The sequence below is a fragment of the Methylobacterium nonmethylotrophicum genome (assembly GCF_004745635.1).
Taxonomy (GTDB): domain Bacteria; phylum Pseudomonadota; class Alphaproteobacteria; order Rhizobiales; family Beijerinckiaceae; genus Methylobacterium; species Methylobacterium nonmethylotrophicum.
Map to the genome: position 1 here is coordinate 47,828 of NZ_SRLB01000034.1, position 23,739 is coordinate 71,566.

Annotated in this window: 18 protein-coding genes, 1 tRNA gene and 1 pseudogene; 14 read left to right on the forward strand and 6 right to left on the reverse strand. The window is 72.6% G+C overall.

Features of this window, described 5'->3' with window-relative positions; translation table 11 throughout:
• The first annotated feature begins 276 nt into the window (after positions 1-276).
• The 5 genes from EU555_RS29915 to EU555_RS29935 all read left to right on the forward strand — a co-directional run bounded on the left by EU555_RS29915 (position 277) and on the right by EU555_RS29935 (position 7,272).
• Positions 277-1,908 carry an FGGY-family carbohydrate kinase gene (locus EU555_RS29915; protein WP_135418987.1) on the forward strand — a complete coding sequence of 544 codons (1,632 nt, stop codon included), beginning with the start codon at positions 277-279 and terminating at the stop codon, positions 1,906-1,908.
• A gap of 7 nt (positions 1,909-1,915) precedes the next feature.
• Positions 1,916-2,998, forward strand: coding sequence for an ABC transporter ATP-binding protein (locus tag EU555_RS29920; RefSeq protein WP_135418988.1), 1,083 nt, complete (start codon positions 1,916-1,918; stop codon positions 2,996-2,998).
• A gap of 37 nt (positions 2,999-3,035) precedes the next feature.
• A complete protein-coding gene (xylB, locus tag EU555_RS29925; protein WP_135418989.1) occupies positions 3,036-4,511 on the forward strand; it encodes a xylulokinase in 1,476 nt (491 codons plus the stop codon).
• 450 nt (positions 4,512-4,961) lie between these two features.
• A complete protein-coding gene (locus EU555_RS29930; protein WP_135418990.1) occupies positions 4,962-5,975 on the forward strand; it encodes an NAD-dependent epimerase/dehydratase family protein in 1,014 nt (337 codons plus the stop codon).
• A 43-nt stretch (positions 5,976-6,018) separates the two neighbouring features.
• On the forward strand, positions 6,019-7,272 hold the full coding sequence (locus EU555_RS29935) for a TetR/AcrR family transcriptional regulator (RefSeq protein WP_135418991.1): 1,254 nt from the start codon (positions 6,019-6,021) through the stop codon (positions 7,270-7,272).
• 187 nt (positions 7,273-7,459) lie between these two features.
• Here the strand turns inward: EU555_RS29935 and EU555_RS29940 are convergent, their stop codons facing one another.
• Positions 7,460-8,020, reverse strand: a complete 561-nt coding sequence (locus EU555_RS29940; protein WP_135418992.1) for a cytochrome b — start codon at positions 8,018-8,020, stop codon at positions 7,460-7,462.
• Between the two features lie 161 nt (positions 8,021-8,181).
• On the opposite strand from EU555_RS29940, the gene radA reads away from it, so the two are divergent.
• From radA to EU555_RS29965, 5 genes are all read left to right on the forward strand, one after another.
• Complete coding sequence (gene radA / locus EU555_RS29945) at positions 8,182-9,636, forward strand: DNA repair protein RadA (protein ID WP_135418993.1); 1,455 nt, start codon at positions 8,182-8,184, stop codon at positions 9,634-9,636.
• 129 nt (positions 9,637-9,765) lie between these two features.
• Positions 9,766-10,359, forward strand: coding sequence for a CvpA family protein (locus EU555_RS29950; protein ID WP_135418994.1), 594 nt, complete (start codon positions 9,766-9,768; stop codon positions 10,357-10,359).
• A gap of 255 nt (positions 10,360-10,614) precedes the next feature.
• On the forward strand, positions 10,615-12,117 hold the full coding sequence (purF, locus tag EU555_RS29955; RefSeq protein ID WP_135418995.1) for an amidophosphoribosyltransferase: 1,503 nt from the start codon (positions 10,615-10,617) through the stop codon (positions 12,115-12,117).
• A 20-nt stretch (positions 12,118-12,137) separates the two neighbouring features.
• Positions 12,138-12,896 carry an SDR family NAD(P)-dependent oxidoreductase gene (locus EU555_RS29960; protein WP_135418996.1) on the forward strand — a complete coding sequence of 253 codons (759 nt, stop codon included), beginning with the start codon at positions 12,138-12,140 and terminating at the stop codon, positions 12,894-12,896.
• 461 nt (positions 12,897-13,357) lie between these two features.
• The gene (locus tag EU555_RS29965) at positions 13,358-13,762 is read left to right on the forward strand and encodes a dihydrofolate reductase (protein ID WP_135418997.1); all 405 of its coding nucleotides are present in this window, start codon (positions 13,358-13,360) and stop codon (positions 13,760-13,762) included.
• A gap of 109 nt (positions 13,763-13,871) precedes the next feature.
• Here EU555_RS29965 and EU555_RS29970 read toward each other — a convergent pair whose 3' ends face one another.
• Entirely contained in the window at positions 13,872-14,165 is a 294-nt protein-coding gene (locus EU555_RS29970) for a hypothetical protein (RefSeq protein WP_135418998.1), read from the reverse strand.
• Between the two features lie 152 nt (positions 14,166-14,317).
• The gene (locus EU555_RS29975) at positions 14,318-15,733 is read right to left on the reverse strand and encodes a DHA2 family efflux MFS transporter permease subunit (RefSeq protein ID WP_135418999.1); all 1,416 of its coding nucleotides are present in this window, start codon (positions 15,731-15,733) and stop codon (positions 14,318-14,320) included.
• Between the two features lie 85 nt (positions 15,734-15,818).
• Between EU555_RS29975 and EU555_RS29980 the strand changes: the two are divergent.
• The 3 genes and pseudogenes from EU555_RS29980 to EU555_RS29995 all read left to right on the forward strand — a co-directional run.
• Positions 15,819-16,874, forward strand: a pseudogene (locus EU555_RS29980) (methyl-accepting chemotaxis protein); the annotation flags it as partial.
• Positions 16,875-17,615: 741 nt separating this feature from the next.
• Complete coding sequence (locus tag EU555_RS29990) at positions 17,616-20,336, forward strand: ATP-binding cassette domain-containing protein (RefSeq protein ID WP_135419001.1); 2,721 nt, start codon at positions 17,616-17,618, stop codon at positions 20,334-20,336.
• Between the two features lie 156 nt (positions 20,337-20,492).
• Positions 20,493-21,401, forward strand: coding sequence for an MBL fold metallo-hydrolase (locus EU555_RS29995; protein ID WP_135419002.1), 909 nt, complete (start codon positions 20,493-20,495; stop codon positions 21,399-21,401).
• Between the two features lie 16 nt (positions 21,402-21,417).
• Here the strand turns inward: EU555_RS29995 and EU555_RS30000 are convergent, their stop codons facing one another.
• Positions 21,418-22,422, reverse strand: coding sequence for a nickel/cobalt transporter (locus tag EU555_RS30000; RefSeq protein WP_425375168.1), 1,005 nt, complete (start codon positions 22,420-22,422; stop codon positions 21,418-21,420).
• Positions 22,419-23,063, reverse strand: a complete 645-nt coding sequence (locus EU555_RS37315; RefSeq protein ID WP_135419004.1) for a DUF1007 family protein — start codon at positions 23,061-23,063, stop codon at positions 22,419-22,421. Before EU555_RS37315 ends, EU555_RS30000 begins: the two co-directional genes overlap by 4 nt.
• Before the next feature lie 286 nt (positions 23,064-23,349).
• Here EU555_RS37315 and EU555_RS30010 point away from each other — a divergent pair, with 286 nt between their 5' ends.
• Complete coding sequence (locus EU555_RS30010; protein WP_135419005.1) at positions 23,350-23,517, forward strand: YqaE/Pmp3 family membrane protein; 168 nt, start codon at positions 23,350-23,352, stop codon at positions 23,515-23,517.
• Between the two features lie 57 nt (positions 23,518-23,574).
• Here EU555_RS30010 and EU555_RS30015 read toward each other — a convergent pair.
• A tRNA-Met gene (locus tag EU555_RS30015) sits at positions 23,575-23,651 on the reverse strand.
• Between the last annotated feature and the right edge of the window lie 88 nt (positions 23,652-23,739).

A 23,739-nucleotide genomic window follows, 5' to 3' on the forward strand; every position in this document is an offset into this window, starting at 1 on the left:
GTTGACTTGCTTGTCCCATCCGCGACCTCATCCTGAGGTGTCAGTCGATTGGAGATCGACTGACCTCGAAGGAGGCCTCCAGAAGTCTCAGAGCGATCTGGAGGCCTCCTTCGAGGCCGCGCGATCTTCGATCGCCCGGCACCTCAGGATGAGGTCGAGGATGGGATCGAACACGCTCACGGTACAGGCCCTGAGCGTCACGCGTGACCGCGGGACTGCGCGCCGTCCAATGATCCGCCGCGCGCCCGATCACCGGCACACCGCGCAGGCAGCGCGATGAGCACCCCCCTCGTCCTCGCCGTCGATGTCGGCACCCTGTCGGCCCGGGCCGGTTTGTTCACCCTGGACGGGCGCTGCCTCGCGGCGCGCCAGGCGCCGTTCCGGCTGCTGCGCCCGGCCGAGCACCACGCGGTCTACCGCATGGCGGAGATCTGGGCGGCGGTGGGCGCCTGCCTGCGCGAGGCCATGGCAGTAGAGCCCGGCGCGGCCGCGCGGGTCGCCGGGCTCGCCTTCGACGCCACCTCGTCGCTCGCGCTCACCGCCACGGGCGAGCCCCCGCTCGACGGCGAGGCCGACGTGGTCTGCTGGATGGACCACCGGGGCGAGGCGGAGGCGCTCGACATCGACCGCACCGGCCACCGCTTCCTCGATCATGTCGGCGGCGCCGTCTCGCCGGAGACGAACCTGCCGAAGCTGCTCTGGCTCAAGCGCCACCGCCCCGAAGCCTGGGCCCGGCTGACGGCCGCCCGCGACCTCTGCGACGAGCTCGCCTACCGGGCGACCGGCATCGACCGCCACTCGGTCTGCGGCCTCGCCTGCAAGTGGCCCTACCTGCCGAACGACGACGAGCCCTGGTGCCGCGACCTCCTCGACGCGCTCGGCCTCGAGGACCTGACCAGCCTCGGGCGCCTCGCGGCGGCGCCTGCCCATGTCGGCACGGTGCACGGCCCGCTCGGCGCGGACGCGGCGCGGGATTTCGGCCTGCCGCCCGGCCTGCCGGTCGCGGTCGGGCTGATCGACGCCGAGGCCGGCGCCCTCGGGGTGCTCGGGCGCGACTGCCGTCCGCGCCTCAACCGGGTGCTGCCGATGATCGCCGGCACCTCGACCTCGTTCATGCCCTTCGCTCCCGACGCGCGCTTCGTGCCGGGCGTCTGGGGCCCGTTCAAGGACGCGGTCTTCCCCGGCCTGTGGATGCACGAGGCCGGGCAGAGCCTGTCGGGCGCCGCCCTCGACGCCGTGCTGGCCCACCACCCGGCGAGCCCCGGGCCGCCGACGCCGGAGCGCCACGCGGCGGCCGCCGCCGCGGTGCTGGCCTGCCTCGACGCCGAGGGGCCGGCCTTCGCGGCCCGCCGCCACGTCGTTCCGGACTGGCTCGGCAACCGGGCGCCGCTCGGCGACGGGCGGGTGCGGGCCCTCCTCACGGGAATCGGCGAGGAGACGAGCGAGCGGTCGTTCCTGGAGGCCTACTACGCCACCGCCCGGGCGCTCGCCCTTCAGACCCGGCACATCCGCGAGCACCTGAACCGCCACGGCTACGCCATCGACACGGTGGCGCTGGCCGGCGGGCATCGGCACAACCCGCTCCTGATGCGCCTCTACCGCGACGCGCTCGGCTGCACCCTGGTGGTCGGCGAGGCGGCCGAGCCGGTGCTGCTCGGCACCGCCATGGTGGCGGCCACCGCGGCGGGCCTCGTCCCCGACCTGTTCGGCGCCCTCGACGCAATGGCGCCGGAGCAGGCCGCGCTCACCCCCGACCCGGCCTGGGCGCGGGCGCACGAGCGCGCCTACCAGACCTACCTGACCCTGTTCGAGGTCCGCAACACGGTCGAGCGCGACGCGTGGGCGACGGAAGCCGCCCCCCTCGCCGACGACCTCGCGGAAGCGGGCCTCACCGCCGATCACGGATAGACACGAGATGGCCTTCCTGAGCCTCGACGGCATCGTCAAACGCTATGGCGACCACACGGTGGTCGACGGCGTCGGCTTCCGCGCCGAGAAGGGCGAGTTCATCGTCTTCGTCGGCCCCTCCGGCTGCGGGAAGTCGACCCTGCTGCGGATGATCGCCGGCCTGGAGGAGATCAGCGCCGGCACGCTGTCGATCGACGGGCGCGAGGTCACCCATGTCGAGCCCGCCGCCCGCCAGGTCGCGATGGTGTTCCAGTCCTACGCGCTCTACCCCCACATGAGCGTGTACGAGAACATGGCCTTCGGCCTGCAGATGGCGAAGATGCCGGCCGACGAGATCCGCCGCCGGGTCGAGGAGGCGGCCGCCATCCTGCAGGTCGGGCCGCTGCTCCAGCGCAAGCCGCGCCAGCTCTCCGGCGGCCAGCGCCAGCGCGTCGCGATCGGGCGGGCGATCGTGCGCCACCCGAAACTCTTCCTGTTCGACGAGCCGCTCTCGAACCTCGACGCCGAGCTGCGCACCCAGATGCGCATCGAGATCGCCCGGCTGCACCAGAAGCTCGGCGTGACCATGGTCTACGTTACCCACGACCAGATCGAGGCGATGACGCTGGCCGACCGGATCGTGGTGCTGCGGGCCGGCCGCGTCGAGCAGGTCGGCACGCCCTCGGAGCTCTATGACGCCCCGGTCAACACCTTCGTGGCCGGCTTCATCGGCTCGCCGCGGATGAACTTCCTCCCCGCCACCGTGACCGAGGCGGCGGACGGCCGCCTGACCCTGGCGCATCCGAGCTTCGTGGGCGGCCATCTCTCCGCCGCACCCCGCCGCGGCGGGGCGCGCGTCGGCGACCGGATCACGGTCGGCTTACGGCCCGAGCACCTCGCCCTCGACGGCGCCGCGCCCTCGCTCCGCCTGCGGGCGGAGATGACCGAGAATCTCGGCGGCTCGACCCAGATCTACGCCCGGCCGGCGGAGGGCGAGACCCTGTCGATCCTCACCCCCGGCCGCCCCCCGGTCAGGGCCGGCGACGACTTGCCTGTGCGGGTCGCGCCCGAGCAGATCTACCTGTTCGACGGGGCCGGGCTCGCGATCTGAGCGGGCGCCAGCCGGATTGACCAACCGCGAGCCTTGCATGACCCAACCCGCCCGCTTCCTCGGCATCGACATCGGCACCTCCTCGGTGAAGGCGGTCCTCCTCGACGAGACCCAGACCTGCCTTGCCGAGGGCGGCGCGCCGGTGGCGATCGCGCGGCCGCGGCCGCTCTGGTCGGAGCAGGACCCGGAGGCGTGGTGGCAGGCGACGCTTGCGGCGGTGGCCGAGGCGCGCGCCCGGGCGCCGGGGGGCGAGCTGGGCCCCGTGCGGGGGATCGGCCTGTCGGGCCAGCAGCACAGCGCCACGCTGCTCTCGGCCTCGGGCCAGGTGCTGCGCCCGGCGATCCTGTGGAACGACGGCCGCTGCGGGGCGGAATGCGCCGAGCTCCTCGCCCGCGTGCCGGACTTCACGGTGCGCTCGGCCAACGTGCCGATGCCGGGCTTCACGGCCCCGAAACTCCTCTGGGTCGCCCGGCACGAGCCCGAGACCTTTTCCCGGATCGCCAAGGTGCTGCTGCCGAAGGACTACGTCCGCTGGCGGCTCTCCGGCGCCTTCGTGTCGGAGATGTCGGATTCCGCCGGCACGCTCTGGCTCGACGTGGCAGCGCGGCGCTTCGACGACACGCTGCTCTCCGCCTGCGGCCTCAGCCGCGCGCAGATGCCCGACCTCGTCGAGGGCTCGGAGGTATCGGCCCATCTCTCGGCCGACCTCGCGGCGGCATGGGGCTTGGGAGCAGACAGGATTCCGATCGCTGGCGGGGGCGGCGACAATGCCTGCTCGGCGGTGGGGATCGGGGCGGTGCGGGACGGAGACGGCTTCCTGTCGCTCGGCACCTCGGGCGTGCTGTTCGCGACGACCGACCGGATGGTCTCGCGGCCTGAGCGCACCCTGCACGCCTTCTGCCACGCCCTGCCGGGGCGCTGGCACGGCATGGCGGTGGCGCTCTCGGCCGCCGCCTCCCTGTCGTGGCTCGCCGGCCTCGCCGGGGAGGGGGCTCAGGTCGGCGCCCTGATCGCCCGGGCCGAGGCCTTCGCGGCCGATCCGGGCCGGCGCGCCCACGCGCCGGTCTTCGTGCCCTACCTCACGGGCGAGCGCACGCCCCACAACGACCCGGACCTCACCGCCTCGTTCACCGGCCTTCGGGCCGAGCACGGCCTCGACGCGATGGTCTACGCCGTGCTGGAGGGCGTCGCCTTCGCGATGGCGGACTGCCTCGACGTGCTGCGCGAGGCCGGCGCGGCGCCGCGCCACTGCGTCGTCGTCGGCGGAGGCTCGCGCACGGCGTTCTGGAACCAGCTCATCGCCGATACGCTCGACCTGGAGCTCGCCTGCCCGCAGGGCGGGGAGCTCGGCGCCGCCTTCGGGGCGGCGCGGCTCGGCATGCTGTGCGCCGGCGGCACCGAGGCCGAGATCTGCACCCGCCCGCCGACCCGCGCCGTGGTCACGCCCGACCGGCATTTCGCCGCGGAGAGCGCGGTGCGGCGGCGGCGCTACCTGGCGGCGGGGCGGGTCTAGGCATCATTCCGCCGGCCGGGTCGACGGGTGCCGGAACGGTCACCGGCTCGGCGCTGAAAACGATGCAAAACAACGAAGCCAGCAGAGCTGCACGAGGCAGCTCCACAGTCCACGACACGGCATGAGGGCCGCAGACTTTCATCTCTCCCACCCGCGAACCTCGTCCTTCGAGGCCCAGCGATCGACGATCGCCGGGCACCTCAGGATGAGGTTCGCGGGTGGGAGAGGCCGATGCCGCGGTCAAAAACCCCAGCACCGTGCATGCAACGTCACTGAGGCACGATGCGGGAATGAGGGTCGTGGCCGCTCACGGGCGGCCGAGTCGATCGGGCGCTCGCAGAACCAGGCGAGGCGGGACCCCACGGGGCTGGCAACCCGCCCCCCGTCGGTGTAACCGCCCCGGGCGGGCGACGGACCCCGCGAGAGCCAAACGCGCCCCAAGGACCCGCCATGCGCTTCCTCGTGACAGGCACGGCCGGCTTCATCGGCTTCCACCTCGCCCGGCGCCTGCTGCAGGCCGGCCACGAGGTGGTGGGGGTCGACGGGCTGACCGACTACTACGACGTCGCCCTGAAGCGGGCCCGGCTGGCACTGCTCGAGGCGATGCCGGGCTTCTCGGCCCACGCCTTCATGCTGGAGGAGCCCGGCGCGTTCACGGCCCTGATGGCGGGGACACGGCCGGAGGTGGTGGTGCACCTCGCCGCCCAGGCTGGGGTGCGCTACAGCCTGCAGCACCCGGAAGCCTACGTCTCGGGCAACGTGGTGGGCACGTTCCAGGTGCTGGAGGGCTGCCGGTCCCATACGGTGCGCCACCTGCTCTTCGCCTCGACCTCCTCGGCCTATGGCGGCAACCGGGCAGCGCCGTTCCGCGAGACCGACCGGGCGGTCTGGCCGCTCACCATCTACGCCGCCTCGAAGCTCGCCGGCGAGGCGATGGCGCATTCCTACGCCCATCTGTGGCAGATCCCCACCACGGCGTTCCGGTTCTTCACGGTCTACGGGCCGTGGGGCCGGCCCGACATGGCGCTGTTCCTGTTCACCCGGAAGATCCTGGCCGGCGAGCCGATCGACGTCTACGACCACGGCCGGGCGGTGCGGGACTTCACCTATATCGACGACCTCGTCGAGAGCATCGCGCGGCTCGTCGACATCCCCCCTCCCCCGCCCGGCGCGGATCCCGTCTCGGCGGCCGACACCCTGAGCCCGGTCGCGCCCTACCGGATGGTCAATATCGGGGGCGGACGGCCGGTGAGCGTGTCGGCGATGATCGACGCCCTCGAAGACGCGCTCGGATGCCGGGCGGTGCGCCACCTGCGCGACCTGCCGCCCGGCGACGTCGCGCAGACCGAGGCCAGCACCGCGCTGCTGCGCGACCTCGTCGGCTACGTGCCGCAGACGCCGATCGAGGCCGGCATCCCGGCCTTCGTCGCCTGGTACCGGGAGCACTACCGCACGGATCCGTGATCGCCGGCTTGTCAGCGCCCCCGCGACAGTGCTCAATCCCCCCATGCCCCGCAGCCTCGATCCCGAGACCGTGCCCGCCCCCGACGCGGCGCCGCGCCAGACCCGGCGCTACGCCCTGAAGCGCGACGCCATCCTCCACGCCGCCGCCGCCCTGATCAACGAGGCCGGCGTGAAGGGCACGACGCTCGCCGACGTCGCCCGCAGCGTCGGGCTGATGACGAACAGCGTCACCTACTACTACCGCCGCAAGGAGGATCTGGCGGCGGCCTGCTTCCTGCACACGATCGGGGTGCTCGACGGGCTGGTGGCCCGGGCCGAGGCGGCGCCGGACGGGCCGGCGCGGCTCGCGCGCCTCCTCGACCTCGCGGTCGCCCACCGGGCCGCGATGGCGGCGGGCGAGGAGCCGGACATCGCCGTGCTCAACGACGTGCGGGCGCTGCCCGCGCCCCAGGCCGAGAGCGTGTTCTCGGCCTACAACGCGCTGTTCCGCCGCCTGCGCGGCCTGTTCGACGAGGGCGGCCTCGACCGGCAGGACCGCAACGCCCGCACCCATCTGCTGCTCTCGGTGATGCACTCGACCCGGCTGTGGATCCACCGCTACGAGCCGCGCGACTACGCGCGGGCCGGCGCCCGGATGGCCGACCTCCTCACGAACGGCCTGGCGGCGCCGGGCTCGGCCTGGCGGCCGGACCCTCTGCCCGAGCCGGCGCCCGCAGAGGAGAGCGAGGTGTCGCCGGAGGCCTTCCTGCGCGCCGCCACGATCCTCATCAACCAGCAGGGCTATCGCGGCGCCTCGGTCGAGAAGATCTCGGGCCTCCTCAAGGTCACCAAGGGCTCGTTCTATCACCACAACGACAACAAGGACGACCTCGTCGCCAATTGCTTCGCCCGCAGCTTCGCGCAGATCCGGGCGGTGCAGGACGCGGCGGACGCCCGCGGCGGCAGCGGCTGGGACCGGATCTGCACCGCCTCCGCCACGCTGGTGCGCAGCCAGCTCGGGCCGGGCGGTCCGCTCCTGCGCGTCACCGCCTTCAGCGCCCTGCCGGAGGCCCTGCGCACCGAGACGCGCCGCACCATGAACCGCCTGACCGAGCGCTTCGGCTTCTGCCTCGTCGACGGCATGGCGGACGGCTCGGTGCGGCCGCTCGATGCGGGGATCGCCGCGCAGCTCGTCTCCAGCATGGTCAACGCGGCGGCCGAATTGCCGGCCTGGGTGCCGGGGGTGACGCCGGACACCGCCGCGGACCTGTATGCGCGGCCGTTGTTCCTGGGGCTGTTTGCGCCGGCGGCACGGTGAGCGAAGCCCGCTTCATCCTGGTCGCGACCTCATCCTGAGGTGCGAACGAAGTGAGCCTCGAAGGAGGGCTCCAGGAATCTCGGAGACCTCTGGAGCCCTCCTTCGAGGTCAGTCGATGTTCATCGACTGACGCCTCAGGATGAGGTTGCGGGCAGGAGGAATGGTGCAAGGATCGACCAAACCCGCCTCACCCCCCGGCCACCCGCCGCGGCCACATCCGCCCCATCACCTCGTCGCGCCGGATCCAGGCGTGCCAGGCGACTGCCAGCACGTGCAGGGCGAGCACGATCCCGACCGCCCAGGCGATCCAGTAATGCGCGCCGTACCCCGCCTGCGACAGGGCCTTGTCGACCGGCACGAGGCGCGGGAACGAGAAGAGCCCGAACAACGGCAGGCCGTAGCCGCCCGCCGCCGAGTAGACGTAGCCGCTCACCGGCAGGAGCAGCATCAGGACGTAGAGGCTCCAATGGGCCACCTTCGCGGCGAGATGGGCGGAGCGGGAGGGTGGGGCGCGGTAGGCCGGCTCGCCGGCGATCAACCGGTAGACGAGGCGCAGCGGCAGGAGCAGCAGCACCGTCAGGCCGACCGACTTGTGGATGTCGAGGAGCTCGCGCCGCGGCGAGGTGCCGGGGGCCTGCCAGGCGGCGTAGATCCCGATGCCGAGCGCGACGAGGATCAGGGCCGCCATCAGCCAGTGGAAGCCGCGCTGGGTGCGGTCGTAGTGGTAGATCTGGCTGGCACCGGACATCGTTCAGGCGATCCTTAACGGTAGCGACGGCCGAGCTGTCGCGGCGGATCGGGGCGCGAGCGCGGCGGGTTCGTTTCCGGAGTGTCGCGGCGCGGTTGCAACGGCCCGGCCCTCGGGACATATCAGGAACACGTGACGGCCACCCCGGAGACCCGCCGCCGATGGCGAAGACCCACCAGACCTTCGCCTGCCAGTCCTGCGGCGCGGTCTACAACCGCTGGCGCGGGCGCTGCGAGGCCTGCAACGGCTGGAACACGATCGTCGAGGAGACGGGCGCCGCGAGCCCGGTCTCCGGCCCGGTCGCGACGCGGCCGAGCCGGGCGCGGGGCCGGATCTTCCCGCTCGAAGGCCTCACGGGCGAGGTCAAGGAGGCGCCCCGCACCTCGTCGGGCATCGCCGAGCTCGACCGGGTGACCGGCGGCGGCTTCGTGCGCGGCTCGGTGATCCTGCTCGGGGGTGATCCCGGCATCGGCAAGTCGACGCTCTTGATGCAGGCCTCCGCGGCGCTCGCCAAACGGGGCGAGCGCGTCGCCTACATCTCGGGCGAGGAGGCGGTGGGCCAGGTGCGGCTGCGGGCCGAGCGGCTCGGCCTGTCGAGCGCCCCCGTGGAGCTCGCCGCCGAGACCAACGTCGAGGACATCATCGCGACCCTGAGCCAGGGCCGCCCGCCGGCGCTCGCGATCATCGATTCGATCCAGACGATGTGGACCGAGACGGTGGAATCCGCCCCCGGCACCGTGACCCAGGTCCGCGGCTCGGCCCAGAGCCTGATCCGCTTCGCCAAGACCTCGGGCACCGCGGTGATCCTCGTCGGCCACGTCACCAAGGACGGGCAGATCGCGGGCCCCCGTGTCGTCGAGCACATGGTCGACGCGGTGGCCTCGTTCGAGGGCGACCAGGGCCACCATTTCCGCATCCTGCGCGCGGTGAAGAACCGCTTCGGGCCCACCGACGAGATCGGGGTGTTCGAGATGACCGACGGGGGGCTCTCGGAGGTGCCCAACCCCTCGGCCCTGTTCCTCGCCGGGCGCGACCTTGCGGCGCCCGGCACCGCCGTCTTCGCCGGGATGGAGGGGACGCGGCCCCTCCTCGTCGAGATCCAGGCCCTGGTGGCGCCCTCGGCGCTCGGCATGCCGCGGCGCGCCGTGGTCGGCTGGGACCCCAACCGCCTGTCGATGGTGCTGGCGGTGCTGGAGGCCCATGGCGGCATCCGGTTGGGCGGCCACGACGTCTATCTCAACGTCGCCGGGGGCTTGCGCATCAGCGAGCCCGCCGCCGACCTCGCGGTGGCGGCGGCGCTCGTCTCCTCGCTCTCGGGATCGGCGCTCCCTTCGGACGCGGTCTATTTCGGCGAGGTCGGCCTGTCGGGGGCAATCCGCCCGGTCGCGCAGGCCCCGGCGCGGCTGAAGGAGGCGCAGAAGCTCGGCTTCGCCAAGGCGCTGATGCCGCAGGGACGCGAGGGCGCCGGCCGCGACGGGTCCGGGACTGGGTTTCCGGCCGAGTCCCTGCGCCACATCGCCGACCTGGTGGCGGGGGTCGCCGCCAGCGGCAAGCCGGCCCGGGGCGGGCGGCGGCCGCAGCAGCGGATGCCGGCCTACGACGACGAGGAAGCCTGAGCGGCTTCGCCGGCACCGGCCTTGCCGGCAACAGGGTGACGAAGCGACTCCGGCAGCGTATACAACCCTCGCGGTGCAGGGCAGCCGCGACCAGAGGCAACGCTTTTCGCCCCCGAACCGTTCCTGCCGATGCCGTTCTCCGTTCTCGATCTCGTCGTCCTGGGTGTCGTCGTGATGTCCGCGCTGCTCGCGGCCGTGCGGGGCTTCACCCGCGAGGTGCTGGCGATCGTGGCCTGGGTCGCGGCGGCGGGCCTCGCCTGGTACCTGCACCCGCTGCTCCTGCCGACCGTCAAGCAGCATGTCTCGAGCGACACCGTCTCGCTGGTGGTGTCGATCGCCGCGATCTTCCTCGTCACCCTCCTGGTGGTCTCGGTGATCACCGTGAAGATCTCGGACCTGATCCTCGATTCGCGCATCGGCGCCGTCGACCGCAGCCTCGGCCTGGCCTTCGGGGCGGCCCGCGGCTTCCTGATCTGCGTCATCGGCTGGGTTTTTCTCGCCTGGCTGGTCCAGGGCAAGGTGCCGGACTGGGCCCAGCAGGCGCGCAGCCGCGAGATCCTGGAGAACAGCGGACAGAAGCTGGTGGCGATGCTGCCGGACAACCCGGAAGGCCTGCTCAAGCAGTTCCGCAAGCCCAAGCCCGAGGCCGATCCCGGCACCGACGTGCCGGCGGAGGCCGATGCCCCGCCCCAGCGCCGCACCGACGCCAGCCCGCGGCGCTGAAGCGAGACTGCGCAAGGACGCCCGCCCGGCGTCCTTTGCATGTGAGATACGCCCCGCAACGCGGTCCCCACGCCTTGGTTCCGCCCGCCGCAGCGACTACATAGCCGGCGCGGGGTACGATTCCGGACGCTCTCGTCGCACGAGGCCGGCGCGAAACCTGCCTCGCGGGGCGAATCAGGCCCGCGCGCGGATGTCCGGCGCGCGGGGTCGGCGAGGCGAGGCCGTGCGGTGACCGGCCACCAGGGGCTTCTCATCATGGCAGCACGCAGCGAAACCTTCCGGGGTGCCCCCGGGACGAGCGAGGCGTTCGGCGGCGACCTCGACCTCGACGGCGACACCCTGCGCGAGGAATGCGGCGTCTTCGGCATCTACGGCCACCCGGACGCCGCCGCGATCGTGGCGCTCGGCCTCCATGCCCTGCAGCATCGCGGCCAGGAGGCGGCAGGCATCGTGTCCTTCGACGGCCGGGTCTTCCACTCCGAGCGCCGCATGGGCCTCGTCGGCGACTCGTTCTCCGACCTCGCCACGATCGAGCGCCTGAAGGGCCAGACCGCGATCGGCCACGTGCGCTACTCGACGACCGGCGAGACGATCCTGCGCAACGTGCAGCCGCTCTTCGCCGAGCTCGAGACCGGCGGCCTCGCGGTCGCCCATAACGGCAACCTGACGAACGGCCTGCTGCTGCGCCGCCAGCTCGTGCGCGACGGCGCGATCTGCCAGTCGACCTCCGACACGGAAGCGATCCTCCACCTCGTCGCCCGCTCGCGCCACGTGCGCATCGTCGACCGGGTGATGGACGCCCTGCGCCAGATCGAGGGCGCCTACGCCCTCGTGATGATGACGAACAAGAAGCTGATCGGCGCCCGCGATCCGCTCGGCATCCGCCCGCTGGTGCTGGGCGAGCTCGACGGCCGCTACATCCTGGCCTCCGAGACCTGCGCCCTCGACATTATCGGCGCCCGCTTCGTGCGCGACGTCGAGAACGGCGAGATGGTGGTGATCTCGGACGAGGGCATCGAGTCGATCCGCTTCGCCCGCGCGCAACCGTTGCGGCCCTGCATCTTCGAGTACATCTACTTCGCCCGGCCCGACTCGGTCGTGAACGGCAAGAACGTCTACACGGTGCGCAAGAACATCGGCGTCGAGCTGGCGAAGGAATCGCCGGCGGAGGCCGACATCGTCATCCCGGTGCCGGATTCCGGCGTGCCGGCGGCGCTCGGCTACGCCCAGGAGACGGGGCTCCCCTACGAGCTCGGGATCATCCGCAACCACTATGTCGGCCGCACCTTCATCCAGCCGACCCAGTCGGTGCGCGAGCTCGGCGTGCGGATGAAGCACTCGGCCAACCGCGCGGCGGTCGAGGGCAAGCGCATCGTGCTCGTCGATGACAGCCTTGTGCGCGGCACCACCTCGGTGAAGATCGTCCGGATGATGCGCGAGGCCGGCGCCCGCGAGGTGCATTTCCGGATCGCCTCGCCGCCGATCACCCACCCGGACTTCTACGGCATCGACACGCCGGAGAAGGAGAAGCTGCTCGCCGCCACCCACGACCTCGAGAGCATGCGCCGCTATATCGGTGCCGATTCCCTCGCCTTCCTGTCGATCGAGGGGCTCTACCGGGCGATGGGCGAGGAGAGCCGCGACGCGGCCTGCCCGCAATACACGGACCATTGCTTCACCGGCGACTATCCGACGCCGCTGACCGACCTCGCAGTCGCCTCGCCGCGCCGGATGGCGATCCTCGCCGAGGCCGACTGACCCTGAGCCCGACCGACCCGATGTCCGACACCTCCCTGCCCCACAAGCCCCTCGCCGAGCGCATCGCCGTCGTCACCGGGGCGTCCCGCGGCATCGGCCGCGCGGCGTCCCTGGCGCTGGCCGAGGCCGGCGCCCACGTCATCGCGGTCGCCCGCACGCAGGGCGCCCTCGAGGAGCTCGACGACGCCGTGCGGGCGGCGGGCGGCTCCGCCACCCTCGTCCCCCTCGACCTGTGCGATTACGACGCCATCGACCGCCTCGGTGCTGCGATCAACGAGCGCTGGGGCCGGCTCGACGTGCTCGTCGGCAATGCCGGCGTGCTCGGCAAGCTGATGCCGCTCGGGCATGTCGACCCGAAGGTCTGGACGAGCGTGATGGACGTCAACGTCACGGCGAACTGGCGCCTGATCCGCTCCCTCGACCCGCTGCTGCGGCGCTCCGAGGCCGGCCGGGCGGTGTTCGTCACCTCGGGTGCGGCCTCGTCGTGCCGGGCCTATTGGGGGCCCTACGCGGTGTCGAAGGCGGCACTGGAGGCCCTGGTGCGCACCTATGCGGCCGAGACTGCCCAGACGCCGGTGCGCGCGATGCTGCTCAATCCCGGCCCCCTGCGCACCGCGATGCGCAAGGCCGCGATGCCGGGCGAGGACCCCGAGACCCTGCGCACGCCCGAGGACCTGGCGCCCCACATCGTCCGCCTGGCGAGCCCGGACTGGACCGAGAGCGGGACGATCTTCGACTTCCCGACCGGGCGCGTGCTGACGCCGCAGAAGCCGGCCTGAGGTGCCGCAAGGACGTGCGCATCCGGGCGGTCCGTCGTCGGGCTGCCCGGCCACGCGTCGAGAGCGCGCACGTCGCTCGCCGCGTCGTGACGGCAGGTAGCCGGGCGGGAGGCACGAATTCGGTTCTCTGGTAAGATTAAAGCCAAGCCTGCGGCTCTCGCCTCGTCGAACCCGGTTCTCGCAGCCAAGAGTCCAAGACGTGCTGTTTTGCCGGGATGCTGTGACCCGATTCAGTGTACCTCACGCAACTCCCGCTGCGCCGAGGCCGCCGCACTGATCCATGCCGGCAAACGGGAGTTGTGTGAGAGGCACTTAGGACTGCTGCGGAGCCGGTTCTCGACAAGAACGTCGAGGCCGGGCCGCCTTGTGCTCCACAGGCGTGGGCCTTCGACCGGCTGGCCCGGTCCCGCCCGGCCGGCTATCAGGCGCGGGGAGCCACGAGCCAGGAGGGCCTTGAGCCGATGATCGACGTGCGGGCGATGTGCGCCATCGGGCAGCGGGGCCAGCTCGGCCTGAACGGGCGGATGCCGTGGGAGGGCAACACCGACCCGCTCTATGTCGAGGACGTGACCCGGTTCTTCGCCGAGACGCAGGGCCACGTGCTGATCGCCGGGCCGAAGACCATCGAGGCGGTGCCGGCCTTCGCCTATCAGGACCGCACCATCGCCGTCATCCGCTCGCACGAGGATCCGCGCGCGGTGCTGGCGCGCTATCCCGGCCGCCGCATCTTCGTCGGCGGCGGCATCGCGGTCTGGAACGTCTACGCGCCGTTCATCCAGCAATGGGACATCACCCGCCTGCCCTATGACGGCGAGGCCGACCGCTGGTTCGATCCGGCCTGGCTGGTGGGGCGGGGCCGGGGGTGAGCGGCCGCCTCACCTGGCAGTCCTGCCGCGCTCCGGCGTCATCCCAAGGCCGCGACGGCGCAACCCGGGACGACCGGCATTCGGTCGAACGTCCGGTGCGGACCGGGGCTCAGTCGCAGACCCGCACCCGGCGGATGTAGACGTCGCCGAACGCGTCGATCATCCGGCGGCGGACGGTGTAGCAGTCCGGGCCGGCATCGACCGGCGCATCGCCGTAGACCGGGCCATAGCCGTAGGCCGGACGCGCGCCGGCGGCGATCACGCTGCCGAGGGCGAGGCCGCCGACCGCCCCGAGGGCGAAGGCCGGCCCGGCCCGCCAGCGCGCCTCGGCCGGAGCGGCGCCGGCCAGGGTCACGCTCGCCAAGGTCGCCACGGCCAGGCAGGCGGATGCGATGCGCGTCATGGCAGATCCCCATGGAGGTATCGGTGGATGAGCAGGCGGTCGCGAGCACGCGGAACGCGGATCCTGTCCCGACCGGCCCGATATCCCTGAGTCTCGCACGGCCACGCTGAATGGCCGCTGAAGCGTGACGGCGGATGTTCGTCTGGGAGAACCTACGTCGCGTCGGCGGTCGGCTTCACCCGGACGATGCGGTGGCCCGAGACCTCGGCGCCGGCCTCCGGGGCGAGGCGGCGGAACGACAGCGCCGAGAGCCCCGACACGATCGCCACCGCCAGGAAGGCGGGCGAGAAATCCGCCGCCCGGATTTCGGTGCGGCCGTGCCACTCGGCGGCGCCCTGGAGCGCGAAGGCGCCGAATGCGACGCCGATGCTCAACGACAGCTGCTGTGCCACGCTGGCGAGGCTCGTCGCCGCGCTCATGTCGCGCGGGTCGACGTCGGCATACGCGATGGCGTTGACGGCGGTGAATTGCAGCGAGCGGAAGCAGCCGCCGACCAGCAGCACCGCCACGATCAGGGCGTGGGGCGTGCCCGCCGTGAACAGGCCGTTGACGGCGAGCAGGGCCGCCGCCACCACGGCGTTGAGGGTGAGCACCGCCCGGAAGCCGAAGGCGCGCAGGATCCGCGCCGCGATCGTCTTCATGAACAGGGCGCCGGCGGCGGCCGCGAAGGTGATGAGGCCCGAATGCAGCGGGTCGAGGCCGAAGCCGAGCTGCAGCATCAGCGGCAGCAGGAACGGGATCGCCCCGGTGCCGATGCGAAACAGGCTGCCGCCGAGCACCGCCGCCCGGAAGGTCGGGTAGCGCAGGAGGTCGAGGCGGATCACCGGATGGTCGGTCCGGCGGCTATGGGCGAGGTAGAGCCCGCACAGCACGATGCCGGCGCCGGTGCAGGCCCAGGAGACCGCCTCCGGCAGGAGGTGGCGCCCGAACGAGGAAAGGCCGAGCATCAGGCTGGCGAGCCCGGCCCCCGAGAGCACGAAGCCCAGGAGGTCGAGGGGCGGACGCTCGGCCTCCTTGATGTCCTGGAAGTAGCGGGTGGCGAGCAGGATGCCGGCGAACCCGATCGGCAGGTTGATGAAGAAGATCCAGCGCCAGTGCAGCGTCGTGGTGATCAGGCCGCCGAGCGGCGGACCGATCACCGGGCCGACCAGCGCCGGGATGGTGAGGGTGGCGAGGGCCTGGACCAGCTCGCCCTTGGGTACGCTGCGCAGGAGGACGAGGCGCCCGACCGGGACCATCATGGCGCCGCCCATGCCCTGCAGGAAGCGGGCGGCGACGAACCAGCCGAGGGAATTGGCCGCGGCGCAGGCGAGCGAGCCGGCCATGAACACCGCGAGCGCCCAGCGGAACACCGTGCGGGCGCCGTAGCGGTCGGCGGCCCAGCCGCTGATCGGGATGAAGATCGCCAGGCTGACGAGGTAGGAGGTCAGGGCCAGCTTCAGGGCGATCGGGTCCTCGCCCATGTCCGCGGCGATCGCCGGCAGCGACGTCGCGAGCACGGTCGAGTCCGTGTTCTCCATGAACAGGGCCGTCGCGACGACGAGGGGGACGATCCGGGCGGTGCGCATGGTGCCTGCATGTAAGCAGATTTCGCAAAAGTGGCAGCCGTCTCTGCGGCAAAAATCGCTCTCGGTCAGCCGGCTGATGACCATGACGGTCGCACGTCCGATGAAGCGCCTGGTGCGCGTGCTCGAGCGCATGGCCCAGGGCGACGACGACACGGACATCGTCGAAGCGGAACGCGGCGACGAGATCGGTGCCGTCGCCCGGGCCGTCCAGGGCATCAAGACGATGGTCGCGCGCAAGGCCCTCGAACGGGCCGAGATCGAGCGCCTGGCCGAAGAGGCCGGGTCGGCGGAGCGGTCGCGCACGATGACCAGCATGGCGGACGGCTTCGAGCAGGCCGTCGGCGGGATCGTCGGCATGGTCTCCTCGTCGTCCACGGAGCTGCAGGCCACGGCGCAGGCGATGGCCGCCACGGCCTCGGAAACGGCGCGCAAGTCGACGTCGATGGCCTCCGCCGCCGGGGATGCGGCCTCGAACGTCAACACGATCGCGGCGGCCGCGGAGGAACTCGACGCGTCCATCCTGGAAATCAGCCGGCAGGTCGCCGGCTCGGCGGACTTGGCGCGCCGCAGCGTGGACGAGGCCGACGAGACCGGCGTCCTGGTGCAGGAACTGCGCGCCGCGGCGTCGCGGATCGGCGACGTGGTCGGACTGATTTCCGACATCGCCAGTCAGACGAATCTCCTCGCCCTCAACGCCACGATCGAGGCAGCGCGCGCCGGCGCAGCCGGCAAGGGGTTCGCCGTGGTGGCGGCGGAGGTGAAGATGCTGGCGGATCAGACCGCACGGGCAACCCGTGACATCTCCAGCCAGATCGCCGTGATCGAGACCACCACGAACCAGGCGGTCACGTCCATCGGCGGCATCACCGAGCGCATCCGCGAGATCGATAGGGTCGCCACCTCGATCGCGGCTGCCGTCGAGCAGCTAGGCGCCGCGACGCAGGACATCGTCCGGAACGTCAGCCGGGCCGCACGGGACAACGATCAGGTGACGAGCGACATCTCCGGGATGGCCGGGGCCGCCGAGGAGACGGGCGCGGCGGCGAGCCGGGTCCTGGACGCGGCATCCGAGCTTACGCGCCAGTCCGAACGCCTGTCGACCCAGGTCGGCGACTTCCTTGCCCGCGTGCGAGCGGGATGAAGCGCTCGCGGGCCGTCCGTCCCTGGCGGCTCGGCCGTCTGCGGGCGAACCGGGCCGATCCCGGGGCCGGCTTGCATGTTGGTGCACCTCGCAGACTTCCGCTGCGCCGAGGCCGCCACACCGAGCAAGGCCGGCGATCGGGAGTTGTGTGAGAGACACTTGCGCCCGGGCGCGACGCGGGAATCGGCGCAGGCGATGATCGGGGCCTGCGGCTGCCGCCCGTCGCGAACGAGCCGCCGGTCCATCTGCCGCTTCCCGGGCAAAACGCTGCCGCGGACGGTGGGGATGCCCCGGATGATGCTGTCCACTCGACGTCCTTGCGTCGGATGGGGACGGGGCGACGCCGAAGAACGCCGTCATGGACCCGCCGATCGCGATACCGCTTGGAACACATTCGCTCGAACGGCATCACGATCGAAGTTTATACAAGATATATCAGCGCGATTTGCGGCTGCGAATGCAAGACAACACCTGGAATAATCATGCCCCGGACGAGAGCAGGTGCGATCGTGCACGTCTGTGCTGGCGACGACCGGTCACCCGGCGGATGACCGCGAGACCGAGCGCGTCCGCGCACCCGGCTTGACCGCTCCGCCCCGCAGAGCCCATACCTCGCGCAGCATCGAGGAGGCCCATGGTCACTTCCGCGAGACCGTCCCCGGGCCTGCCCCCGCGCACCGGACCGGCACCGGCCCTGCGGCGACCGGACGCCCCCTCCCCGCGGTCGCATCACCGGTTCTGATGGACCGCGATCCGATCGTCTTCGCCTGGCGCAGCGCCAAGAGCCGGCACGCCGCCGCCATCGCGGCCGCCCTCGGGCTCGGCGGTCCCCTGGTCGGGCTCGGGCTCCTGGCCCTGCGCGACCTCGTCGACGAACTGCTGGCCCTCGCCGAGCCGGCGCGGACGCCGATCCGCTTCCTCCACCTCGCGGTGCCTTTGCCGGAGCGGCTCGGCGGCCACGGCCTGGTGCTGCTGCCCGGCTGGCCGCTGGCGGGGAGCCACCTGACCCTGTGGGCGCTCGGCTGCCTGATCGGCGTCGCGCTCGCCCTCGCGATCCTCGGCTGGGGGGTGGCGCGGCTCTGCGTCGCCGCGCAGGCCGACGCGGTCGGCCGCCTCAGGGAGGTCGCCGAGGACGCGATCCTGCGCTCGGGTCCGGCGGCCCGGGACGATGCCCGGGCACTGGCCGGCCAGGTCGGCGCGGCGATCCGCGCCGCCGACGGGCTGCTCGCCGTCGGCATCCTGGTTCCGGCGCTCGCCGCCGGCGCCGTGCTGCTGGCCCTCGCGGTCGCGGCGGCGGTGGCGCCGCGCCTCGTGGCGGCGGCGGGCCTCAGCCTGGTGGCGGCAGCCCTGGCGCGCCAGCTCCTCAGCACCCGCACCGAGCGCCGGGACGACCAGCGGCGGCTGGAGGGCGCCGCCCTCGAGCGGGCGCTGACCGACCTGGTGCGGCGCCTGCCGGCCGTGCGGGCCCATGGCACGATCGCGTTCGAGCATGCCCGCCTCGGCCACGTCGCCGAGCGGGCCCGGCGGGCGCTGGCCGCGACCGAGGAGGATCTCTCCCGCGCCCGCGCGCCGGCGCTCGCCCTCGCGGTGCTGGTGCCGACGATGGTGCTCGCCGCCGCGCTCTGGCAGGGGCCGTCCCCCGCCGCCCCGGTGAGTGCCGGGGGGCTGTCGGCGGTTCTGGGCGCCCTGGCGGTGGCCTCGAGCGCCGTGGCGGCCTTCCTGCGTCAGAACCGGCGCCGCCGCGCCGCCCTGCCGGCCTTCCGGGAGATCGCGCGGGCGACCGCCTCCCTGGAGGCGCGGGCCCGGGCCCCGCGCCGGCTGCGACGGCAATCGGCGCCCCTGCCGGATGGCGGGCCGATCGTGCTCACCAACGTGGCGGCCTACGATCCGGCCTCCGGCGAACGGCTGATCGGCCTCGACCTCACGCTGCCGATGCCGAGCCACGTGGCGATCCTCGGCGACCGCGGCAGCGGCGGCCGGGTGCTGGCGGCGCTGATCGCCGGGCAGCTCGAGCCCACCGTCGGGGCGGTGACCTACGCGGGCAGCGACCTGCGCTCGGTCGACCCGGCGGAGCGGGCCCGACGGATCGCCTATGCGGGCGGCGAGCCGGTGCTGATGAGCGGCACCCTGCTGCAGAACCTGCTCTACGGCGACCCCGCCTTCGCGGACGGGTCGAGCCCCGAGGCCGGCGCCCCTCACGCCCGCGACCTCGAGGAACGGCTCGTCGAGGCCCTGTCGGTCACCGGACTCGATCGGCTGGTCTATGGCCGCGGCCTCGCCAGCGTGCTGTCGCGCAACCTCGACGCGGTCACCGCCGCCGCCATCGTGGAGACGCGCGACGCCCTGCGGGCGGCGCTCGCCGCCAACGGCGCCGCCCACCTGGTCGAGCCGTTCGACCCCGTCCGCTACAACCGCCAGGCGACGATCGGGGAGAACATCCTGTTCGGCGAGCCGGTCGGCTCGGCCTTCTCGGAGGCGCGGCTCGCCGGCCACCCCTTCACCCGGGCGGTGCTGGAGGCGGAGGGCCTGACCCGGCCGATGACCGAGATGGGCCTCGCCATCGCCCGCGCCACCGTCGAGATCTTTTCCGACCTGCCGGACGACCACCCGCTGTTCGACGCGTTCTCGCTCTTCCCGGCCCGGGAGCGCGGCTTCTTCGAGGATCTGGTGGCGCGCCAGCCCGAGGCGTCCGGCTGGCGCCGCGGCCCCGCCGGCCAGCGCGACCGCGCCCGGCTGATCGGCCTGTGCCTGCGCTACAGCGAGACCCGGCATCGCTTCGGGCTGATCGACGAGGCGATGGAGGCGCGCCTGGTGGCGGCGCGGCGCACCTTCGCCGACCTGCTGCCGGCCTCGCTCCGCGGCTCGGTGGAGTTCTACGACCCCGCCCGGGTCACCGCCGCGGCGAGCCTCGAGGAGAACCTCCTGTTCGGCCGGATCGCCGGGGCCGAGGCGGGGGCGAGCGCCCGGGTCGGGACACTCATGCGGGCGGTCCTGCGCGAGCGCGGGCTCGAGCGGACGGTCTACCGCTTCGGCCTCGCGAGCCAGGTCGATCCCCGGGCGGCGGAGAGCGGTCTGGCCGGCCGCGACGGTTTCACGCCGTTCGAGCGAGCGGCCATCGACCTCGCCCGCTGCCTGGTGCGCCGGCCCGACATCCTGGTGGTGGGCCTCGCCCTCGACGACCGCGGCGCGCCCGAGGTCATGGCAGGGGTGGAGCGGCTGCGGGCGGCCCGGGCCGGGCGCGGCCTCGTGGTCTGCCTGCCGGACGCGTGCCGGCCGGACCCGGCATCGCCCTTCGACCTCGTGCTGCGGGCCGAGCGCACGACGGTCGCACCGGTCCCGACGCCACCGCTGCCTGCGGCGGACGCATCGGCGGCGATCGCCCGCACCTCCGCGGGCCTCGCGCGGGAGGCCGCCGCGCCCGCGGAACCTGTGCGTGAACGCACCCGCTTAACGACAGATTAGGTCGCCGAGGGGAACCTTCGTCTTGCACTCATCGTTCGTGGAGCACATCTCTCGTGCACAGCCCACCCGAGTGTCTTGCCGGACCGTCCGGCCGGAGCATCCGCCATGTGCGTCATCGCACATCCAACCCATACAACCCCCATCACGGTTGCCGGCATGACAACGAGGGGTCCTCTCATGGAAGCCGGCCTGACGCTCCGGTTCTGGGGCGTCAGGGGGTCAACCTGCGCCTCCGGTCCGGAATTCGTGGAATTCGGAGGGCATACCCCCTGCGTCGAGGTTCGCTGCGGCGAGCGCCTGTTCGTCATTGATGCCGGTACCGGCATCAACGCTTTCGGGGCCCACCACCGCGACCGGCTCCCCCAGCGGGTCGACCTGCTCCTGAGCCACCTGCACCTCGACCATGTCGGCGGCCTGCCGTTCATGAAGCCGGCGATCCTCGACCCCTCGCGCGAGATCCACACCTGGTGCGGCAACCTCGGCGGGGCCAGCGCGGCCGAGCCCCTCGACCGTCTGTTCTCGCCGCCGCTCTTCCCGATCAAGCTCGACGTGCTGCCCGCCCGCTTCGTGCATCACGGGTTCAAGGCCGGCGAGAGCCTGACCTTCCCGGACGGCGCCGTCGTCGACACGATCCCGCTTGAGCACCCGCAGGGCGCCACCGGCTACCGCTTCCGCCACGCCGGGCGCACCGCCTGCTACATCAGCGACCTCGAACATTCCGAGCCCTGGCCCGATCCGGCCCTTCTGGATTTCGTGCGCGGCGCCGACCTGGTGATCTACGACGGCATGTTCACGCAGGGCGAGTACCCGGCCTGCCGCGGCTGGGGCCATTCGACCTGGCAGAAGGGCGTGGAGCTCTGCCAGGCCGGCGATGTCGGGCGGCTCGCCATCGTGCATCTCTACCCCCAGCACACCGACGCGCTGCTGCGCGAGCTGGAGGGCCAGATGCAGGTCGAGATGCCGGGGGCCTTCGTGGCCCGCGAGCGCCAGGAGATCAGCTTCGCGGCCGTCGCGGCGGCGAGTCCGCGGCGCCGGCGCGCCGCGCGGGTCGCGGCGGTCGCCTGACCGCGGCGTTCCGACGTCAGAACGCCGCGGCGGCCCAGCCCGAGAGCAGCCCGGCCCCGAGCACCAGCACGAAGGCGGCGGCCCAGAGTTCGAGGATGCCGACCGCGATCGCGCCGCCCTGCCCGCGGCCGCCGGCAAGCCGCAGGGCCAGCGCCTTGGCGAACACGGCGACCGCGGCCAGCACGCCGGTGGTGAGCGCGGTGCCGAGCGCCATCGCCAGGGCGGCGGCGATTCCGGCCCACAGGATGCCCTGCGACAGGGCGAAGACCAGCACCAGCACGGCGCCGGCGCAGGGGCGCGTCCCGGCGGCGAGCACCACGCCGGCCTGCTCGCGCCATCCCGCCAGGCGCTCGACCCTGGCGCCGTCCGCGAGTCCCGCATGGCCGCAATCCGGGCCGCAGGCCGGTCCGGCATCGCGGGCGAGGAGGCGGGCGAGCTGCCCGGACTTGCGCCACGTCACCGCCGCGCCGAGCAGGGCCACGCAGGCGAAGCCCGCGGTCTCGATCGCCGTGCCGGCCTGGTTCAGGCCGGCCGCCGTCAGCCGCAGCAGGACCGCGCCGCCGCAGACCAGCGCCAGGGCGACCAGCGCCTGCAGCAGGGCTGCGAGCAGGCTCAAGGCGAAGCCGCGGCGAAGCGCCCGCTCGCCGGCCATCAGGTAGCCGGCGATCACCGCCTTGCCGTGGCCGGGCCCGGCGGCGTGCAGCACGCCGTAGGCGAAGCCGAGCCCGATCAGGGTCAGGGTGCCGTCCCGTCCGGTCTTGACCGCCGACACCGCCGCCTGGAGCGCACGGGAGAATCCCGCCTGCATCGCCAGCAGCCAGGCCCCGAGGCTGGTGGCGCCGGTGGGGGCCGCCTCGCGGAACCCGATCCCGAAGGGCGAGCGCGGCGGCGCCCGGAAACCCGGGGCGAGGAGGCCGAGCAGCGCCGCCAGCACCGCCGCCGCGGCCAGCACCGCCAGGGCCGCCAGGGCCAGGCGCTGGATGCCGCGGGAGGGCGGCGTCAGGGCGAGCGCGCGGGTCAGCACGCGACGACGATCCGGTTGGCGAACTGCACCCCGTAGCTCGAGGCCGCGGTCATCGCCTCGAAGAAGGCCTCCGACATGCCGGTCGCGGCGGTGGCCGGCGGGGCGCTCTTCGGGCGATGGGCGGTGGCCCGGCATCCGGACGGGGCGCCGGCGAGGGTCGCGACGCCCTCGCCGTCGGCGAGGCTGAAGGCGACGAAGTAGGTCGGGTCATAGACCTCGAGCGAGGCGGTGCCGGCGACCGGCGCCTTGAGCGGCAGGGTGAAGCGCAAGGTCAGCTGCCCGTCCGCGAAGGTCATCGCCGGGTCGGCCGCCGCGCCGAGATCCTGCTTGCGGCCATTCACCTTCAGCAGCGTGAAGTAGCCCTGCTCGGCCAGGTTGTCGGTGTTGTCGCGGGCAAGCGCCGCCAGCGCCGTGGGGTTGGCCGGCCCGGTCGGCGATTGACCGAGGCCCTGGACCGCGAAGGCGGAGTAGGTCGGGTCGAAGGTCCAGGCGTGCCGGATCGCCCGCAGGGCCCCGTCCGGCCCGTAATCCAGCTCGACCCGGGTGGTGATCCAGACATGCGGATGAGCGAGCGCGGGCGTCGCGGCGGCGAGTGCGATTCCGGCGAGGAGGATCGGGAGACGGGATGGGCGCAGCATGACGATGGTCCTTCGGCGACGCTCGCCCCAGTGTGGTTAACCGACGGTGAAGCGCTGCGCGCCTCCAGAGCCGCACTGGTCCCGCCGCATTGCGGCGGGAACGGGGCGGACCAGGTGGAGCGTCCTGCCGGTCAAATCTGCTCCGGGCCCCCTGCCGCCGCCCTCCCCTATCGGGTCGTCGCGGGGATGAGGCGGGCAGGGTTTCGATGTCCTGTTGGGAACAGTTCGAGTGCCACGCCGTTCACAGCGTGGCTTTTCCATTCCCGAACGTCAGGACGGAGACACCGTGGGCGACATCATCCGCATCATCCTGCTCGTCGTGATCCCGCCGATCGGCGTGCTGGTCACCGCGGGCTTCGGCCTGCAATTCATCCTCAACGTGGTGCTGACGCTGTTCGGCTACCTCCCGGGCCTGATTCACGCCGTGTGGGTCGTGACGCGCCGCGACTACTGAGCATTGCAACACGAAAAAGCCCGTCAGGCTCATGCCTGGCGGGCTTTTTCAGATGGTTGGTTGCGGGGACAGGATTTGAACCTGTGACCTTCAGGTTATGAGCCTGACGAGCTACCGGGCTGCTCCACCCCGCGCCAGGGTGTCGTCGTGATGAGGGAACGTTGCGTGCTTGGCAGGTCTGGCGGTGACCGACTCTCCCGTGTCTTGAGACACAGTACCATG

Coding starts and splice junctions, on each gene's coding strand:
- EU555_RS29915 (WP_135418987.1), top strand. CDS start 277: ATGAGCACCCCCCTCGTCCTCGCCGTCGATGTCGGCACCCTGTCGGCC.
- EU555_RS29920 (WP_135418988.1), top strand. CDS start 1,916: ATGGCCTTCCTGAGCCTCGACGGCATCGTCAAACGCTATGGCGACCAC.
- xylB (WP_135418989.1), top strand. CDS start 3,036: ATGACCCAACCCGCCCGCTTCCTCGGCATCGACATCGGCACCTCCTCG.
- EU555_RS29930 (WP_135418990.1), top strand. CDS start 4,962: ATGCGCTTCCTCGTGACAGGCACGGCCGGCTTCATCGGCTTCCACCTC.
- EU555_RS29935 (WP_135418991.1), top strand. CDS start 6,019: ATGCCCCGCAGCCTCGATCCCGAGACCGTGCCCGCCCCCGACGCGGCG.
- EU555_RS29940 (WP_135418992.1), bottom strand. CDS start 8,020: ATGTCCGGTGCCAGCCAGATCTACCACTACGACCGCACCCAGCGCGGC.
- radA (WP_135418993.1), top strand. CDS start 8,182: ATGGCGAAGACCCACCAGACCTTCGCCTGCCAGTCCTGCGGCGCGGTC.
- EU555_RS29950 (WP_135418994.1), top strand. CDS start 9,766: ATGCCGTTCTCCGTTCTCGATCTCGTCGTCCTGGGTGTCGTCGTGATG.
- purF (WP_135418995.1), top strand. CDS start 10,615: ATGGCAGCACGCAGCGAAACCTTCCGGGGTGCCCCCGGGACGAGCGAG.
- EU555_RS29960 (WP_135418996.1), top strand. CDS start 12,138: ATGTCCGACACCTCCCTGCCCCACAAGCCCCTCGCCGAGCGCATCGCC.
- EU555_RS29965 (WP_135418997.1), top strand. CDS start 13,358: ATGATCGACGTGCGGGCGATGTGCGCCATCGGGCAGCGGGGCCAGCTC.
- EU555_RS29970 (WP_135418998.1), bottom strand. CDS start 14,165: ATGACGCGCATCGCATCCGCCTGCCTGGCCGTGGCGACCTTGGCGAGC.
- EU555_RS29975 (WP_135418999.1), bottom strand. CDS start 15,733: ATGCGCACCGCCCGGATCGTCCCCCTCGTCGTCGCGACGGCCCTGTTC.
- EU555_RS29990 (WP_135419001.1), top strand. CDS start 17,616: ATGGACCGCGATCCGATCGTCTTCGCCTGGCGCAGCGCCAAGAGCCGG.
- EU555_RS29995 (WP_135419002.1), top strand. CDS start 20,493: ATGACAACGAGGGGTCCTCTCATGGAAGCCGGCCTGACGCTCCGGTTC.
- EU555_RS37315 (WP_135419004.1), bottom strand. CDS start 23,063: ATGCTGCGCCCATCCCGTCTCCCGATCCTCCTCGCCGGAATCGCACTC.